Source organism: Paenibacillus vulneris, assembly GCF_039543185.1.
In the GTDB taxonomy this organism is placed as follows: Bacteria; Bacillota; Bacilli; order Paenibacillales; family NBRC-103111; genus Paenibacillus_S; species Paenibacillus_S vulneris.
Genome location: NZ_BAABJG010000029.1, coordinates 284009 through 302236, shown reverse-complemented (window position 1 = coordinate 302236; position 18228 = coordinate 284009). Strand labels below are relative to the sequence as shown.

Genomic DNA, 18228 nt, shown 5'->3' with positions numbered 1-18228 from the left:
CCGTATCTCTTGATTGTCAATACCTTTACCTTGGCATGGAAAACATGTAAAATAAGGTATACGGCAAGTCGGCAAGGAACTTCCAAAACCAAGGAGGGGTTTCTATGTACGAACTAAGGGATAAGGATTTTATCTTTATTTTCACCGGGCCCAACGGTGCCGGTCGTAAAACGGTCGCACAAATGTCGGGCGAGACGCTCGGAATGAAGAAAGTGATTTCGTATACCACACGGCCCCCTCGTTCCGCGGAATTCGACGGGCAGGACTACCATTTTGTAACAAGGGATGCGTTTCTTGAAGCGGAACGCAATAACGAGTTTGTCGAAGTCATTGAGATGGACGGCAACCATTATGGAGTTAAAGAAAAGGACGTTGCCGAGATGCTTCAGCAATATGGAGCGATCTACCTCGTTCTGAACCGTTTTGGAGCCGAATCGCTCAAGAAGCTGTATGGCAACAAGGCTGTCCGTATTTTCATTCATGCCGATCTGAAAACCATTGTAAAGCGTGAAGAGGACCGCGGAGATTCGCCGGAATTGATTCAGCGTTATACATCCCATTATGAAGAGGAAATGGCGTATAAGGATCAATGCGAGCATGTTTTCGAGAATATTGACTTGGCTCATACGGTATTCGATCTCACAAAAACTTTGGATGACAACTATTTGCACCGCAACCTGATTGATAAAGATTGAGTTGCGGAATAAACCTTTAGAATTAAACCTAACTCTTACAATAAGATGTAGGATACAAAAGAGTCCGGCTGTATAAGCCGGACTCTTTTGTATGTATCCCCATTCTCTGATGTTACTTTTTCTTCAACCCTTCAATCAGCTTATTGATTTCTTCATCGCCTTCCCGAAGCGCCGTATTGATATCCTTGCCCTCCAGAATGACGTCGAGCAGCTTATTATTCACGACGGCATCGGCACCCGTAGGAATCAGCGACATAAGCTCAGGCGATCCGCCGGAAGCCGGAGTCGGCGCGGATTGATTGTAATAGTAAGCGCCTACATTTTTTCCGCCCATTAAAGGTGAATCCGAACCGAATGCCTTCTTGATCTGATCGTTCGTTGTCGGTGTTCGAACTCCCCGCTTGGACTCGGACATAAAGAACTCATCGGAGGTCAAATAAGCAAGCACTTCAAATGCGGCTTCCTTGTGCTGGCTTGTCTTCATAATGCTGTACATCCACGGAGACGGCTGGTCGGCGACTTTGGGCTTATCGGCAAACGTAGGCATAGACACGACGTCCCAATTCATGCCCTCCGGTATTAATTTCACGTGGTTCAAGTCATTATTGATAACGGCCATTGCAATCGTCTGCTCCTTGGCAAACGCCTGAAGCTCCGGATTCGTGGCTCTTGAATTAGGTCTGTTGTTACCCGGAATTTGATAAATGCGGGCCAGGTTTTGGTACAGCTTCTTCCACTCCTCGGTATTCAGGCTCGCTTTGCCGGTCACCGGATCCAGCGGTCTTAATCCGTAAGGATTTTCCCTCAATAAATATCCGTGGAACGTGGACAGCCCGCGGTATTTCGTTCCGTCGATTTCCCGCGTCATTTTTTTGGCCAGCTCATAGACCTCATCCCAGGTCATTCCGTCCTTCGGGTAAGGCATACCGAACTTATCGAATACATCCTTGTTGTAATACATAACGGAGGTGCTCGCAACGAAAGGAAGGCCATAGACGCCTTTGCCGCCGGTGTACTGATCCAGCGCCTTCAAGGAGGCAGGGTCCAGACGGTTGGTATCATAGTTATACTTCTTGATTAAATCGGACATATCGTATTCTAGACCCAAGCCCTGAATCAGGTTGGGAAACCGGTTATAGACATACCAGAATATATCCGGCGTTGTCCCGGCCGTGACGAGATCCTCCAGGTTGCTGCCTTTTCCGCGTTCAATATATTTCACTGTAATCCATGGGAATTTTTTTCGGATCGGATCTCCAATCTCTTTCTCAAAATCTTCCGGCGTTTTACCCAGTTCCGAAGAAAAAACAAGCTCAACCGGTTCTCTATTCTGCGGTTCTTTTGCTTTGCCCGAGTCGGCAGTCTTGCCGTCATTGCCCCCTTGGCCGGAAGAGCATGCCGATAGCAGCATACTTAAAGCTAAAAAAGGCACTACCTTGCTCATTTTCATTCCTGTAACCCCTCCTGAAGATATGTGATATTTTCAATTTCCAACCAGCGATGCTTTCACACCGGAGTACAGCGACATTTTGTAATCGCTTGCAAACTATTATATCAGCCCGTTTTTTAAAATTGTGTTGCTGCGTTAGTGTGAAATGTCGTTAGGATATTCTAAACCTCATGAACCATATGTTGATAACTTTTCATAGGATTGGTTGTCATACTTCAGAAGGAATGATTCTGGCTCGAGTGCTTCGCCCTGCTAAAAAAATAACCCCTCAATGGGGGCCACACTGTTGAAAAAACCTGTACGCGTGAACTATGCTGCATCTGGAGGCGGACTATGTCTCGGAGGATTTTTGGGGAAACTCCTATGAGAAAACCTCTATTGGGCCTTTCAAAGACGTGCGACCGCGTTTAGAGGTAGATTATTTCGCCAAATGGATTGTTCACATCCAATGACCTCGGAGTCTTATAAATTATGATAAAAAAAGAGCTGAGCGAATACGCTCAACTCTCTTAATAATTAACGATATATCATTTACTGCTCCGCAAGAAATTTGCGCAGCCGGATCGTTTCGATCCCTGCGAGCAGCACGATCCCTATACCATGCGTATCATTCAGCAGCCAGGACAATTGATCCTTATAATATAATGAAGAAAAAGAATAGCCGGATCCCCGGCATACGCCGTAAATGTTGCCGTTCTTATCGATGCAGTGGGCGGCCAAACCGTCCCATCCCTTGAATACGGCTTGAATGTAAGGCTCCGGATTTGGAAGCCAGCCAAAGCGTACCGCGCGGGCAAATGCGTACATGAACATGGAGGTGCAGGAAGCTTCATCATAGGATTCCGGATCGGTCAGCACCTGATGCCACAGCCCCCGGACGCCCTGCAGACGCAAATAGCCTTCGCACAATTCCCGCAAAAAGCCGATCAGCTCCTCGCGAAGCTCATGATCTTCTGGCATGACCGACAGCAGCTCTGTCAGTGAGAACAGCACCCATCCGTTCCCTCTTCCCCAAGGCACGCCGTTCGGTTTATTGAACTTCAAATCGTAGACATGATGCATAATTTGCTTGTCCGGCATGAAGAGTCTGCTTTTATATAGTAAGAACTGTTTGGCCGCATCGTTCAAATAAGCGATGTCACCCGTCAGCTCGTAATACCTGCAAAGGAACGGCGTGCTCATATATAAATCGTCGCACCAGATCGTATCCTTCATAAAGTCGACGGTTCCATGTACACGGTACAAGCAGCCGTCCTCTAACCTGTCCTGAACGCTTGAAATATAGCGGGCAATGATATCGGCAGCCCCCCGCGCCCCTTGAAGCTCCCGCTCCTTATTCGTCTGAAGCATAGTGGCGCCGAAAGAGCCGCAGTCATCCAGACTGTCGATTAGAGTCAATTGGCTGTTCAAGCCCGGAGCGCCATACTGCGTGCTATCCCAATAGGCATACTCATTGAACGAAGTACACTGCTCAATATGATCGGCCACATAATCGATGTAGGTGGTTCTCCCCAGCTCCTTGCCCGTTTGAAGGATGCCGTACAGTGTTACGCCGAGCGGATAGTTCCACTTGCCGAACATAGCGTTCTCCAGATAAGGCCTCACCCAGGTATCGGGTCTGTCCACGCGCCAGTAGGTTTCTTGTCCAAGCGGCCCGAATACTTTATCCAGACGGGTAATTTCGTTGGCTGAGGGAGCTGATGCCGAGGAAAACGGCCCAAGATAAAGCCAGGTATCGTTCAAGCCCTCAATAGGATGAGGAGGAACCCATTGAACGTCATTCCCGGTTAACGCATCAAATTGGATGTCCCAACCGCCGGACTGGCAAGTCGACTGTACCACAACGTCATGAGAACCGGGAGGTACGGATAAGGAAACCTCGAAGTCGCCGCTGTTCTCGTCTCTTCGCTCCAGGAGCCCGCCATTCATGTAGATGGCCCATGGACCCTTAAACGTCCCTTTTAACGTGACCCGCTGAGGTCTGTAAGCCTGATTATGGAACCTGGACCATGCAAAAGCCTGTGTTCCGCTTTCATTCCCGAACATGCGGGCTAAGCGCCCCTGGCTGCTGCTTTCCTCGGACCACTGGTCGCGGGGAAGCCATTGCAATCCGGTATCCGCTTCCGCCGTACCGGCTCCCGACAGACTCGATGCCGGCCATCTCTCGATTTGCGGCTCGGTATAGATCCAGCCCTCCTGCCCTTCCCTCTCGGCGGACGGAGCCAAAAAGTGCAGCGGGAAGCCTTTGGCCGAACCGGTACCGAATCTGCCTCCGCAGCCCGTGCCCGTTTTCACAAATTCCAGCACAAAATGGTTCCAGCCCTGAGACAACCGGGCCCGAAAATCCGTTTTAAGCTCCGGAAACACGTCCTGATTAATGTTGGACTGAAATTTTTTCTCTCCATTAATATATACTCGTACAGGTCCGTAGCAGCTTACCCGAAAAGGAAGATCATTCTCCTGATCCATCCACAGCTTGCCCCATACATAAACGAAGCTTCCATCCGGCATATCCGGAAATGCCTCATGAAGCTTCATCTCATAACGGAAATCCTTGTTTCTGAGAAAGCCTCCCTTATGAAACGTGCGGAAGACCGGTCCTTTCTTCGGATGGGACCCGATGAACCGGTTGCTTACTGTCGCCAGCACCTCTTCAATAGATGCATCGGAGCCTTTCATTATCGAATCGCGTTCATGGAAATAGTTCATGATTTCATAGCCTCCATCAGATTTCCCCGCCGGGATAAAGTGTTGAGAGATACAACCGCTTGCTCTGCGGCAAAGCTTGTCCAGAGATAGAAGCTGCCACATCGTAATAGCTATGGGAAAAAATCTCCGCCTTCTGATTATCGTAAATAACGATTTGCTCCTTGCCGGAGCCAAGCAAGTCGGCGTGGGTTACGTAGCCTTCCATCGGAAACTCGACGACTCTATTCATATAACCGTCATACAGGGCTGGAAGAACACCGCCGCCTCTCCGGTAAGCCAATATGTAATCCAGCGAGCTGTCGTCCCAGCCGCTTACGGTCTCAATGATGGTCAGCCAGCCGTCCGTCTTCCGGTCCTCCTTCCAAACCTCTTGGCCCTTGGCATCCAGCAAAAAGATGGCATCCTTGCCTTTGCGCGATCCCCGGCCGTCTCCTCTAATGATGCGGTCAAGACCAGCAACCTGCAAGCCGGGAAGATCACTGCGAAATTTGCCCAAAGCCACATGCTGGGATTCCACCGATCCATCATAGCGCCACAGCTCCTGTCCGGACGCATCGTACATGACCGTCACGCTTCCGCCGATGACGAGCTCCGGCTGTCCGTCTCCATTGACGTCCCCGATCCAGATGCAGTCGGCATGATCCTCCAGATCGCGACAGCTCCATAGGAGCTTGCCGGCGGGATCAAGCAGATCATAGCCTGCCATCACTTCGTCACGTCCGTCGCCGTTCAGGTCGAAGGGCCACGGAAAATGTCCCGGATTGCCTTCATGGGTCCACAGCAGCTCGAATTCCGAGTTCAACGCCCACATGCGGTGATACCGGTCCTTCAAGATCACATCCCTAGCGTGGTCTCCGCCTGTCAGGTTAGCAATAATAATGCAGTCATGAGCTTCCGGGCCGGGGAGCTCAAAGCTTCGCTTCGACTGGCCTGTCCTGCCGTCGAGGATATGAAACCGATCGTCCATGACGCAAAGCACCTCAAGACAACCGTCGCCATCCCAATCATAAATTTGCGCCGGATAATCCGAACCCGGGCCTCCCGCTTCCGGATCGGGAGTGCCTGTCTGCCACAGCAGCCTGCCTTGAAGATCGAATGCAGTTACGCACTGCACCTGATGGGGAATGTACCGCACATCCTGCCGGTTATCAGGCTGTACCATGACTATCTCCATACGGCCGTCTCCGTCAATATCGCCTAGCAGCATTTTGCAGCGAGGTCCTGCTGCGCTGATATCCAGCTCTCCCAAACTGCGGACTTCATTCTCAACCGCTCTCAATCGTTCCCCCGCCTTTCATTTTTCGTTCCATGGACCAAAAAGCCACGTATGCCTTCATAGTTTTCCAAGTTCATTAGCCAACTTCCTTGCGATGAGTCCTGCACAGATACCTGCCGGTTCCCGCAGGATTTGCATTCTTCCTAATCATATCCAGAACAAGCATTTATCTACAACCATAAATTTTTGCTGATCCGTCCTTCTCCTGCCGTATTCTGCCGCAGGATGCTTGGACTTTTTTGTTTCATTAGGGGTTTTCAAAAATGATGTAAAAATTAGAGAAGGTTCCGCCCTCCTCCGTTCGCATCGAAGCCCAAAATAAGTTAAACTGAAAGGGAAGAACCTAACTATCATCTTCGGAGGTTTCCTTATGAAGCTTATTTCTATAGAACCGACGCCAAGTCCCAATTCCATGAAGCTTAATGTGGATGAGGTGCTGCCGCGGGGCGTGCGGCTGACCTATACATCCAGCCAGGCCGGGGAAGCGCCCGAGCCGCTCAAAAGCTTATTGGCTATCGAAGGAGTGCGCAGCCTGTTCCGGACCGCGGATTTCATCGCACTTGATCGCAAGCCGAGCGCCGATTGGGCCGCTATTCTTGCTTCGGCGAGACAGCTGCTGCAAACGGACAGCGGCGAAGGTCCGGCGGCCGAACAAGCTGCAGGCCCTTCGACAAGCTTCGGAGAAGCCCAAGTGCTGGTCCAAATGTATCGGGGTATTCCGATTCAGGTACGTGTCAAATCCGGGGATAGAGAGGTGCGGTCCGCTCTCCCCGCCATCTTCAGCGATGCGGTCCAGCGGGCTGCAGGCTCATCGATGATCAGAGAACGGAAGCTGGAGGAATTCGGGGTTCGTTACGGCGAGCTGGAGGAGATTGCGGCGGAAATCGTCAGCGAATTGGAAGCCTCCTACACTGAGGAACGGCTCGATGAGCTGGTGAAGCAGGCAATAGAGCAGGGCAGCAGCGCTCAGGATGCTCCCGCGCCGCCCGCACGGCCTGCTCCCTTATCCTTGTCCGAGTTGGAAGAGCAATTCCAGTCCGTGGATTGGAAGCAGCGTTATGCCGCATTAGAGCGCTTCGAGCCGACTATGGAAGCTCTGCCGCTGCTGGCCAAGGCCCTGTCCGACGTTAACGCGTCGATCCGGCGTCTGGCCGTCGTCTATCTGGGCGACCTGCGCCAATCGGAGGCGCTGCCTTATTTGTTCCAGGCACTCAAGGATTCTACCGCAGCGGTTCGCCGTACAGCCGGCGATACCTTATCCGATCTGGGCGATCCGGCGGCTATCGGTCCCATGATGGAAGCCTTGAGCGACAAAAACAAGCTCGTTCGCTGGCGCGCGGCCCGCTTCCTCTACGAGGTTGGGGACGAATCCGCCATAGAGGCGCTGCGCAAGGCTTCCAACGATCCCGAGTTTGAAGTGCAGCTTCAAGCCAAGATCGCCTTGGAAAGAATCGAGCGCGGCGAGGAAGCGGCGGGCTCGGTATGGCAGCAAATGACGGAAAGCCGCAAGGAAGGCAAAGAGTAGGCTTGCAGCAGGAGAAACCCGGATGCTCGAGCCACAGCATTGGCTAGATGGCATGAACCGCGTAACGGTTCAATGCATTAATATTGTATGTGGTTAAAAGCAAGAAGCCCCCTAGGCATCCTAGGGGGTTTCTTGCTTTAGCGTCTCGCCATGCAGGAGAATGCGCAGCGCCTGCTCAGGAAGCTCCCGCCGCTGCCATTCCGCTGTAAGCCGGTCCAGCGCCTCGCGCGGGGTATCGTCCGCCAGCCGGAAGGCACCGTAGTGCATCGGGATGAATATCTCCCCCTGCACGTCGAGGAAGGCTTGCACGGCCTCCTCCGGCGTGACGTGCTGCATAGACATAAACCACTCGGGCTCATAGGCGCCGATGGGCATCAAAGCATAGCGGATCGCGAAGCGCTCGCCGATCTGCCGAAAGCCGGGGAAGTAGCCGCTGTCCCCGGCAAAATAAATCGCCTCGCGCTCTCCGCTTCGCTGCGCGGGCTGAAGGACCCAGCCGCCCCAATGGGAGCGGTTGGTGTCCCACAGCGTACGGCGCGTCCAATGCTGCGCCGGAACAAAATGCAGCTCGAGGCTCCCGAGCTGCACATGCCCCCACCAGCTGAGCTCCGTGACACGAGCAAAGCCTCGGGCCCGCAGCTTGCTGCCGAGTCCCTCCGGCACGAACAGCTGGGCGGTTTTAAAAGAACGCAGCGAACGCATATCCATATGATCGTAATGGCTGTGCGAGAGCAGCACCGCATCGATCGGAGGCAGCTCCTCCATACGCAAGCCTGGGGGAGCCAGCCTTTTGGCAAAGCCCATCCGTTCGGCCCATACCGGATCCGTCAGAAGATTCATCCCCCCAAGCTGAATAAGAAAAGAGGAATGCCCGATCCAAGTAATCGTCGTATCCTGCCGGTTGCTGCGCAAATATTCGATTTGTTTATGCTCTGCGGCCGGGACCGTGTAAGACAAATCCTTCACCTTTGCCTTCCGCTCCCTTTGCCACTGCCGAATCTCTTTGAAGCCCTTCAGGTTTTTGACCCCATTCATATTCTCGTATCGTTTTCCCGCCATAGACTCCTCCGCCCTGCCCTTTATCTTTTCGCCGAATCTTCACGAGCTGACTAGATAGCATGAAAAAACCATTCTCATTCTACTATACCGCTTACGCCGGCTCCGTGCAAAACCACAGAGTCGCAGCTCTGCGGGCAAGTTAAGGAGGGTCCTGCCAAGGTGAAGCATCGGGTGAATCAGCAATGTCCGTTCGCCGCTATTTGCTTGAACAGGTTCATGGCTATGTGCAAAAACCCTTCATCATTCGGATGCAAATATGCATCCCCGAACAAGGTCGGCAAATGCGGGATCAGCTTCTGTCCATCCACTACCGTTATGTTCGAATAAGGCCGACAAACCTCACGTATCGTGTCGCTCAGCTCTTGCATCGTCCCCATCGGAACCTCCTTGTCCTGATCGGCTCTCCAATACGGAGTCAGCACATAGATCGGAACCCCGGCATAGAGCTTGGCGGCCTTATCTATAAATCCGAAGCATTGCCGCCGGAATACGTCCAATGTCTCGAATCGGCCCCAGTCATTCGTTCCATAAGCGACTGTCACAAGATCCGGCTTGTATGGCAAGCTCTCATCCAGGCTATCCGCATCGAATACATATCCGCCCACCCCATGATTCAATAGGTTCATTTCAAGTGCCCGGGACAGCAGCACGGCATAGGTGGAGGACGGCTTCCTTGCATCCATCCCCTGAGTGATCGAATCTCCCAGGCACAGCAGATTGCGCTTATAGGGCTCAACGGCTTCAACGGCTGCCCCTTCTGAGAGCTTCAGCGACTGAATTGCCACCATCGTATTTTGCGGCAAATAGATTGTCCATCTTCTCGGCTGTCCGTTCTGCATTCCAGCATGCAGCTCATAGGCAATCCTGCCTGGATCCTGCTCCAGCGTATCGGCACCCAAGCTCGCTGCCATCACTCCATCTATATAAATATCAAAATTAGCCCATTTGCGAACCGCGCTGCCAAGTGAATACTTGAATTCGATGGAGGTCGTATCCGATACAAAATCCAGGCAAATGCCCGCCGGACAATGACTGCGGATACGGAATCTTTCCTCCTTGCTGTACAGCTCCATCTGTCGCTCCGTAAATCGGACCGGCATCAAGCCTTCCTCCGTATGTATCCAACGAATCGCATTGGCGAAAAGCCCTTTAGCGGCTATCTCTTCAATTCTCATCCGTGCTTCCTCCTGTACTTGAAATGGCTGACTGAAAGGTCGGGCTGCTGACTGGCCCGCAAAGCGGTGTCTTGGCCTGATGCTTACTCGTACTGTGCGGTGAGCCCTGAAATCGATAAATGGCATCCTGTTGAGAAAAAGCATACATTCTCATTGCAGCATCATTAGCTGCACACGTTAACATTATCATAGAACGATGAAAGCTGTACACCTTCATTAGAAAAGGATATGTGCGTTTTGAATCCTCATTTCTATATCGCCAAGATCGTATATGTTAAAATGGATAGAACGATAAGCTGTTCTATACAGAAAGGAACAAACGAAAGATGACGAACCCTTCCCGCATTCTTATATATTCCGGTGGACATCTCGGCCCATGGGCGCTGCGGCTCATCCAAGCGGGAGACCTCATAATCGGAGCCGATAAAGGAGCCCTCTTCCTGCTGCAGCATGATATCATCCCCGATCTGGCTCTGGGTGATTTTGATTCGGTCACTCCGGAGGACCTTTTGCGGATCCAACGGGAAAGCAAGCAGTTCATCAGCTGTGATCCGGTGATGAAGGATTTGACCGATACCGAGATGGCCCTGAACTGGGCGCTGGAGCAGCATCCGCAAGAAGTCGTTCTGTGCGGCGTACTCGGTACGCGCTGGGATCATTCGCTGGCGAATCTCCATTTGCTTCGCAAAGCATTGTTGGCCGGCGTCTCCTGTTATATTGCCGACGCCCATAACCGGATCCGGCTGATGGACAGCCGTGAGCCCTTGAAGCTTCACAAGGGACGGCACAGCAACGTCTCTTTGCTCCCCCTCAGCATGGAGGTTGCCGGCATAACCTTGGAAGGCTTCCAATATCCTCTTCACAATGCGACCTTGACGATAGGACAATCGCTCGGTATCAGCAATGTGCTGATCGAGCCCGTCGGCGTGATTACTATCACCTCCGGACTTCTCCTGGTCATCGAAAGCAGCGATGTCCCTGAATAACTACCTATACAAAAGAGCCCCTTTTTGAGGGGCTCCGGGTTGTTGTCATACGGAAAATGCGAAAGGTGATAGGTGGTGTATCTCCTGTAGGAGCGTTAGCGTTCGCCTTTGTTCTCGGGAAATTCCCGCTAAATAATGCGAATATAATCAAAGTTTCCCGAGAACAACAGCGACCGGAGGGAGATATCCCACCGGTGTACCGCAGCAAATTTTCCAGATTTTCAGGTTTCTCAACAACCCTACCCTTCATAAAGGGCTCTTGTCACCCGATCCAATCCATAAACGGCACCGCCAAAGCAGCCACCACCAGGGAAGGAAGCAGATTCGCCACATTGATTTTGCGAAGCTCCAGCAAATTCACCCCGATCCCCATGATGAGGATGCCTCCGACCGCCGTTATTTGGGCGATGATCTCATTCAGCATGTCCTGTTGAAGCATAGAAGCGATCCCGGCCGCCGCCAGCGCTATGGCCCCCTGGTAGACAAACACGGGAATCGCCGAGAACAAGACGCCAACCCCCATGGTGGAGGCAAATATAATTGCCATAAATCCATCCAGCATAGCCTTCGTGAACAAAATATCATGCTCACCGCGCAGGCCGCTTTCCAGCGCCCCCAGGATCGCCATCGCTCCAACGCAGTAGATCAGCGTCGTGTTGACGAAGCCGGTCGCAATCCGCCCCTGCTTCACTTCCCCGCCCTTATCCTCCAGGCTGTTCCTGCCGCCCAACCGTCCTTGAACGCTTCTACCGATACGCGATAAAGCATGGACTCCCTTTTCAAGCTGATGCCCAAGCTTCTCCAAGCCTTTTTCCAGCTGCAGCAATTCGCCGATAATTCCGCCCAAAACAAGACTTACAGCAATCAGCAAAAAATTGCTGGATTTCAGTGTCATGGACAAGCCAAGGGCTATCAAGGCCATGCCGATCCCCTGCATCACGGTGCTGCGAATTCCCTGACTCATCCGGTTCAGCACAAGACCGAGCATACCGCCGATCAATATTGCCGCCGCGTTGACTATCGTCCCCCATAAGGCCATGCCTGATCCGAACCTCTCATTCTGTGTTTTCTCTTAGATGTCATAATGCAAATTCTATATGCATGAATATTTGATGGCATTAATGAATGGAGCCGCCGGAAAGCCCGACCCGATCAATGATTTTGCGGCTCTCGGAGTTTAGTCCTACAAGGGTGACCTTCTTGCCTATCGCAGCGTATTTGTGCGTGACCTTGGATAAGGCGGTTACCGCCGAATGATCCCACACATGAGATGCGCTCAAGTCCACCACAATGTGCTCGGGATCTGCCGAATAGTCGAATAGATCAACAAAATGCATCATCGTTCCGAAGAACAGCTGCCCGGAAATGGCATACACCTTATGACCGTTCTCATTCGTAGTGGTGCTGCAGCGCAGGCGGGCCATTTTCCAGCCGAAATGGACGGCACTCAGAATGACACCCGCAACCACCCCGATCGCCAAATCGGAGGTCGTCACGACAATCGCAACCGTCAATACCATGACAATGGCGTCACCGCGAGGAATTTTCCCGATGGTTCGAATCGAATTCCAATCGAACGTTCCGATGGACACCATAAACATAACTCCAACAAGGGCTGCCATCGGAATCTGCTTCACGACGTCTCCCAGCACCATGATCAGGAACAGCAAGAACATCCCTGCCACGAAAGTGGACAGCCTCGTCCTTCCTCCCGATCTGACATTAATGACGGTTTGTCCGATCATTGCACAGCCTGCCATGCCTCCAAAAAAGCCCGTTACAATGTTGGCGATTCCTTGCCCGCGGATTTCGCGGTTTTTGTTGCTCTTCGTTTCCGTCATCTCATCCACAATTGTCGCTGTTAACAGTGTTTCGGTCATTCCTACAACAGCCAGCGCCAGCGAATAAGGCAGCAGAGTCAGCAGAGTTCCCAGCGTCAACGGCACCTGCGGGATGTGGAACAGAGGCAGCGCCTGACGGATCTCTCCCATATCTCCGACCGTGCGCAGATCGGCTCCCGTAGCGATCGTAATGATCGTCATGACAATGATGGCAACCAGCGCGGAAGGGACGGCTTTCGTGATACGAGGCAGCAAATAAATAATGGCTAGCGTTCCCGCAACCATCAAATACATGATCCACGTCGCTCCGACAAAGTTAGGAAGCTGTGCCATGAAGATAATGATAGCCAGCGCATTAACAAATCCTACAATAACCGATTGAGGAACGAAGGTGATAAACCGCCCCACCTTACATGCACCCAGTATCCATTGCAGAACCCCGGTTAACAGGGTCGCTGCAAACAAATAATCCAGCCCGTACTTGGCTATAATCGGCCCCATCAAGGAGGCCATTGCTCCGGTTGCCGCAGAGATCATCCCTGGACGGCCGCCTACAATCGATATAGTCACGGCAATGGTGAAGGAGGCGTACAAGCCGACCATAGGGTCCACGCCCGCCATAATGGAAAACGCAATCGCTTCCGGAATTAAGGCAAAAGCAACCGTTAGTCCGGACAAAATATCGTTTCGGACATTACTAAAAAAGCCTTGTTTTACCCGTTCAAAAAACAAGAAAAATCCTCTCCTATTCCGTTTCTTCTCTTGTTGGCGCTCCACTCTCAGGATTGCCGGGGCCGATAGTCACTGCCCTAGATTATAAACGGTTGCGAGGAATCTTTCACCTGCTTGATCAAGCATAAGAGACGGTATACCGCCATTAGCTGCATTTAAAGCCGGATTCCCTCCATTTTTCTCGATATTACGCAGCTATCATTTGAACCAGCCCTTATGGCGGAACCATAAGAACATGCCGATTCCGATTCCGAACATCAAGGCCAGCACGGCATAATAACCCCAAGACCATCCCAGCTCCGGCATATTGTGAAAATTCATTCCGTAGATGCCCGCAATAAAGGTTAACGGCATAAAGATCGTGGTAATGACCGTGAGGGTTTTCATAATATTGTTCATCCGGTTGGAATTCAGCGAAATGTAGCTGTCCCGCAAATCCGCAGTTACATCCCGGTTGGATTCCAATATTTCCGAAAGCTTGAGCAAATGATCGTAAATATCCGAGAAAAAGAATACCTGATCCTTCAGCCCCATGATCCTCTCCGAGCTGATGACTCGATAAAGAAGGTCGCGCATAGGAAAGATCGTACGCCGCAGCTTCAACAGCTTGGAACGAACCTCGAACGTCTCGCTCATCAGCCTCTCTATCGATTTCTTGCTCGTATTGCTTTCGATCTCGTTAAGCTGGTCTTCGATCTGGTAGACGCAAGGGAAATATTGGTCAACCAAATGGTCCATCACCAGATATGCGCAGTAAAGATGATGGAGCTCCTCCATCTGCTTGGTTTCCTTAATTCTCTCCCATGCTTCATCCACCGCTCTAAGCTGTCCGAAATGAAAGGACACGACGTAACGGTCGCCCAGGAACATATCGACCTCTTCCGCACCCAAGGTCAGCTCATTGATGGCGTGAAGCACGAAAAATTGAACATTCTCATAATAATCCAGCTTGGGGCGCTGCAGGAGATGAAAGCAGTCCTCGATGGCAAGCGGATGAAAATGAAAAAAATCATGCAGCTCCTTCGCCTCCTCCTCGGTCGGACGGTCAAAATCGACCCAAAACCATCGGACATCCGCCCGGTTGAGCTCCTGCAAGGAATGGTTTTCCACGATTCCTTCGCTTTCCGTATACATGAGTATTCGTATCAAAGGCAGTCACCCTTTTTTTCGTTATTATGATGGCACCGAACTTCATTCGATCTGGTTACTATCATAATACCCATTATGTGGCGATTTTACGGAAGGCTTAGGAAAAATGAAGTGCGGAGAGAGTAGGGTAACTACTGATGGGTGGGTGCAGGTACCAGTGATATCTGCTGCAACAAAAAACCTCAGCCTTTTTTGGCTGAGGCACCTTCCCCAATGTAACGCGGCCGTTACTTCCGTCCGTAGTCCGCTTTAATTTCTCCCCATGCTTTGGTATCCCACTTGAGGATCTTGTTGCTGTACGTATTGCTTTTCAGCCAGGCTAATGCTCGGTCCACCAGCGTCCATATCTCCTGCGTGGACTTATCCCGCGGCAGATTGGTTGCGACCTCCTTCTTGCGGACCCAGCTAATGGCTGTCACCGAGTCGCTGTAGATCGTCATGCTGCTGCCCTTTTGCTTCAAATAAGCCAGTGCGTGCACAATCGCAAGAAATTCTCCTAAATTGTTCGTTCCCTTCGATATAGGAGGATGCTGGAAAACCACCTCACCCGTCCGGGTGTACACGCCTTTGTACTCGACAATGCCGGGATTCCCTCTGCTGCCGACGTCGACCGAGAGGCTGTCCAGATCCGCCTCAGGCTTGGCAGAGCCACCACCGAGAGCCTTGCGGGCTCCCGCGGAAGACGAAGAGGCCGAGCCGCCTTTGGCTCCATTGGCAGCTGCGAAGGAGGCCTTCCAGCCGCGCGCCATGGCGGCTTTGGCTTCCGCCTCGCTCTCGTAGGCTTTGAAGCGCGCCTGCGGGTAGCCGTTCGTCTGCGCCTGGCATTCGGCCCATGTAGTGTAAATACCGGGCACTTTTCCTTCCCATACGACATAATACTTTGATTTGGCCACTCGCTATCGCCCCTACTATCCGTTGTGGTTTTTGAAAAATTCGATGAAATACGCCCCGTACTTGAAAAACTTCGCTTCGCCGACGCCCTTGATCTTGAGCATCGCGGCCGGATTGGTCGGCTTCACGCCGCACATCTCCCTAAGCGTGCTGTCGGGAAACACAATATAAGGAGGAATGCCCTCCTTCTTGGCAATTTCCGTGCGCAGGCTGCGCAGCTGATCGAACAGCTCCGCCTCCACATCCTTCGCCGCAGGCTCGGTACGGATGCGCATCTTCTGAATGACCTGCTCTCCGCCGGACAATACAGCCTGGGCTTTGGCCTGAAGCCTTAGCACCGGATATTTGCCTTCGGTGATCAGCAGGTACCCTTCCGCTACCAGAAGCTGAATCAGATCGACGATTTCCTTTTCCGTACGGTCCTTTAATAAGCCATACGTGCTCAGCTCGTTGAAGCCAAGCTCCAGCACCTTCTTGTTGCGGGAGCCCTTAAGCACGGAGGCCACCATGGTCGCTCCGAACCGTTCCTTCATCCGCCGCACGCAGGAAAAGATTTTTTGCGCCTCGACGGTAATATCCGTCAGCTGCCTTTCCGTGCTGCAGTTACTGCATCTCCCGCAATCCTCACAATCATCGCCAAAATACCGTACGATATAACCTTGAAGACATTGCGTCGTATGGCAGTAATCGGCCATTTGCTGCAGCCGGCGGTATTCCTGCGCTTGCCTGCCCGGGTCACTGATAGATTGCTCGATCAGAAACTTCTGAATATGAATATCCTGAGGACTGAACAGCAGCAAGCATTCGCTGGGCTCATCGTCCCGGCCTGCCCGCCCTGCTTCCTGATAATAAGCTTCCATGTTTTTGGGCATATTGTAGTGGATCACATAACGGACGTTGGATTTGTCTATGCCCATACCGAACGCGTTGCTGGCCACTATGACCCGAATCTCGTCGTATAGAAACTTCTCCTGCGCCATCGCGCGCTCCGTATCGCTCAAGCCGGCATGATACTTGCCCACGGGCACTCTCTGTTTGCGAAGCAGCTCATACAGATTGTCCACTTCCTTGCGTGTGGCAGCGTACACAATGCCTACTTCATCCTTATGCTCACGAATATAATCCAGCATGACATCGCGCTTGTTCTCGCCCTTGATAACCGAGAAGGACAGATTCTCCCGGGCAAAGCCCGTTACGTGCAAATCCGGCTCGCGAAGCTGCAAATGCTTGACAATGTCATCTCGTACCTGGTCGGTTGCCGTCGCCGTGAAGGCAGCAACAATCGGCCGATTCGGCAAATGCTCCACCAGCCTGCTGATAGCAAGATAGCTCGGCCGGAAATCATGTCCCCACTGCGATACGCAGTGAGCCTCGTCCACCGCTATCATAGGCACTTCCAGCTCCGTCATCAAATCGATGAAGCGCTCGGATTCGAGCCGCTCAGGCGCCACATACAATAGCTTGTACTCTCCACGGCTTGCCTTGCGGATCCGAACCTCCACCTGCGCATAGGTTAAGGAGCTGTTAATATAGGTTGCCGGGACCCCTATGCTGTCCAGTCCGTCAACCTGATCCTTCATTAGAGAGATCAGCGGAGAAATGACGATCGTCGTTCCTTGCATCAGCATGGCAGGCACCTGGTAGCAGATCGATTTTCCTCCACCGGTTGGCATAATACCAAGCGTATCCTGCCTGTCCAATATGCTTTGAATGACTTTTTTCTGACCGTCCCTAAACGCTCCGTAGCCGTAATATGATTTGAGCACTCTTTCAGCCCGTTCCATCATGCCCGCCAAACTGCGCTCCCCCTTTTAAACTTATGAACTTACTCTGTCCGGCTCTACGAGAAACGATCGGTTCGCCGTCCCATACGATTTCCGTTGCTGCCCTGCGGCTCTGCATTTCAGGCTCCTCCAGCAAGAGGAAGAAATTTTTGGTAGGCAGGTAACCCAATCCGTGCTTGGCGGACAGCCGATCCAAATAAGGCCGCATGTCCTCGTGTGCACCGGACATATTCCCTCCGCTTTGGGAAAAAGCGTAGAGGGCGCTTGCTACAGGCACCCGTTTAACCCGTCCGTTCTCGGATGCCCTTAAGAAAAAATCCCAGTCCCAATAATGGTACATATCCGCATCGAATAACCCGATCCGATCGTGCAAGCTTTTGCGGTACAAGCAGCCCGAAGAGACGAACGTCGAGAATTTCCGCATTGCCGCTTCATCATGCTCATAAGCGAACACAAACCGCTTGGTTGCGCGCCGCGTTACCCCTTCGAGCACATAATCGAATATTTCTACATCGGAGTATACCATATCCGCATCCGCAATAGCCGCCATCATGCGCTCCACATGCATCGGCAGCAGCAGATCGTCATCGTCACACAGCAAAATATATTCGCCCCGGGCGTAAGCGAGTCCCTGATTCCTTGCATGCACATGCTTGGCGTTATGCTCCAGATCCACGATCGTTACATCGAGCTCCGGGTATAAGGCATCAGCGGATCGCACCGATTCTCCCGCATCATTCACAATAATAATTTGCAAAGCTCGGTAAGTCTGCCTGTACAGCGATTCCAACAGCTCACATACACTATCGAGCCGATTATAGGTTGGAATAATGACCGAAACGAGCGGTTGTTCCATCATACCCGGTCTGCCTCCCTCATTTACCTGACGTTCCCTAGTGCTTCTTTGCTCAAAAGCTGCTATTGTCAAGATACCAGAAAAAAAGCTAAAGGGAAAC

At 52.0% G+C, this 18228-nt stretch carries 14 protein-coding genes; 3 read left to right on the top strand and 11 right to left on the bottom strand.

Annotated features, from left to right (window positions below):
* The first annotated feature begins 104 nt into the window (after positions 1-104).
* Positions 105-695: a guanylate kinase gene (locus ABEA66_RS26200; RefSeq protein WP_079913652.1), complete on the top strand. Its 591-nt coding sequence runs from the start codon at positions 105-107 to the stop codon at positions 693-695.
* A gap of 112 nt (positions 696-807) precedes the next feature.
* Here the strand turns inward: ABEA66_RS26200 and ABEA66_RS26195 are convergent, their stop codons facing one another.
* The 3 genes from ABEA66_RS26195 to ABEA66_RS26185 all read right to left on the bottom strand — a co-directional run bounded on the left by ABEA66_RS26195 (position 808) and on the right by ABEA66_RS26185 (position 6061).
* Positions 808-2145, bottom strand: a complete 1338-nt coding sequence (locus ABEA66_RS26195) for an ABC transporter substrate-binding protein (RefSeq protein WP_345592192.1) — start codon at positions 2143-2145, stop codon at positions 808-810.
* A 531-nt stretch (positions 2146-2676) separates the two neighbouring features.
* Positions 2677-4854: a glycoside hydrolase family 88/105 protein gene (locus ABEA66_RS26190; RefSeq protein WP_345592190.1), complete on the bottom strand. Its 2178-nt coding sequence runs from the start codon at positions 4852-4854 to the stop codon at positions 2677-2679.
* Positions 4855-4870: 16 nt separating this feature from the next.
* A complete protein-coding gene (locus ABEA66_RS26185) occupies positions 4871-6061 on the bottom strand; it encodes a hypothetical protein (RefSeq protein ID WP_345592324.1) in 1191 nt (396 codons plus the stop codon).
* Between the two features lie 439 nt (positions 6062-6500).
* Here ABEA66_RS26185 and ABEA66_RS26180 point away from each other — a divergent pair, with 439 nt between their 5' ends.
* Positions 6501-7655, top strand: a complete 1155-nt coding sequence (locus ABEA66_RS26180; RefSeq protein WP_345592188.1) for a virulence factor — start codon at positions 6501-6503, stop codon at positions 7653-7655.
* A 120-nt stretch (positions 7656-7775) separates the two neighbouring features.
* On the opposite strand, the gene ABEA66_RS26175 is transcribed toward ABEA66_RS26180, so the two are convergent.
* A complete protein-coding gene (locus ABEA66_RS26175; RefSeq protein WP_345592187.1) occupies positions 7776-8714 on the bottom strand; it encodes an MBL fold metallo-hydrolase in 939 nt (312 codons plus the stop codon).
* Positions 8715-8890: 176 nt separating this feature from the next.
* Entirely contained in the window at positions 8891-9889 is a 999-nt protein-coding gene (locus tag ABEA66_RS26170) for an SGNH/GDSL hydrolase family protein (RefSeq protein WP_345592186.1), read from the bottom strand.
* 326 nt (positions 9890-10215) lie between these two features.
* Between ABEA66_RS26170 and ABEA66_RS26165 the strand changes: the two genes are divergently transcribed.
* Entirely contained in the window at positions 10216-10875 is a 660-nt protein-coding gene (locus ABEA66_RS26165) for a thiamine diphosphokinase (RefSeq protein WP_345592185.1), read from the top strand.
* Between the two features lie 262 nt (positions 10876-11137).
* Here the strand turns inward: ABEA66_RS26165 and ABEA66_RS26160 are convergent, their stop codons facing one another.
* The 6 genes from ABEA66_RS26160 to ABEA66_RS26135 all read right to left on the bottom strand — a co-directional run bounded on the left by ABEA66_RS26160 (position 11138) and on the right by ABEA66_RS26135 (position 18131).
* Complete coding sequence (locus ABEA66_RS26160) at positions 11138-11914, bottom strand: DUF554 domain-containing protein (RefSeq protein WP_345592184.1); 777 nt, start codon at positions 11912-11914, stop codon at positions 11138-11140.
* 79 nt (positions 11915-11993) lie between these two features.
* Positions 11994-13448 (bottom strand): SulP family inorganic anion transporter, encoded by a 1455-nt coding sequence (locus ABEA66_RS26155; protein WP_345592182.1) that lies wholly within the window; start codon positions 13446-13448, stop codon positions 11994-11996.
* Positions 13449-13646: 198 nt separating this feature from the next.
* The gene (corA, locus tag ABEA66_RS26150) at positions 13647-14597 is read right to left on the bottom strand and encodes a magnesium/cobalt transporter CorA (RefSeq protein WP_377739611.1); all 951 of its coding nucleotides are present in this window, start codon (positions 14595-14597) and stop codon (positions 13647-13649) included.
* 227 nt (positions 14598-14824) lie between these two features.
* Positions 14825-15490: a ribonuclease H gene (gene rnhA, locus ABEA66_RS26145; RefSeq protein WP_345592180.1), complete on the bottom strand. Its 666-nt coding sequence runs from the start codon at positions 15488-15490 to the stop codon at positions 14825-14827.
* A 15-nt stretch (positions 15491-15505) separates the two neighbouring features.
* The gene (recQ, locus tag ABEA66_RS26140) at positions 15506-17275 is read right to left on the bottom strand and encodes a DNA helicase RecQ (RefSeq protein ID WP_345592320.1); all 1770 of its coding nucleotides are present in this window, start codon (positions 17273-17275) and stop codon (positions 15506-15508) included.
* On the bottom strand, positions 17259-18131 hold the full coding sequence (locus tag ABEA66_RS26135) for a glycosyltransferase family 2 protein (RefSeq protein ID WP_345592178.1): 873 nt from the start codon (positions 18129-18131) through the stop codon (positions 17259-17261). The genes recQ and ABEA66_RS26135 overlap by 17 nt, the downstream gene beginning before the upstream one ends.
* Positions 18132-18228 lie beyond the last annotated feature (97 nt).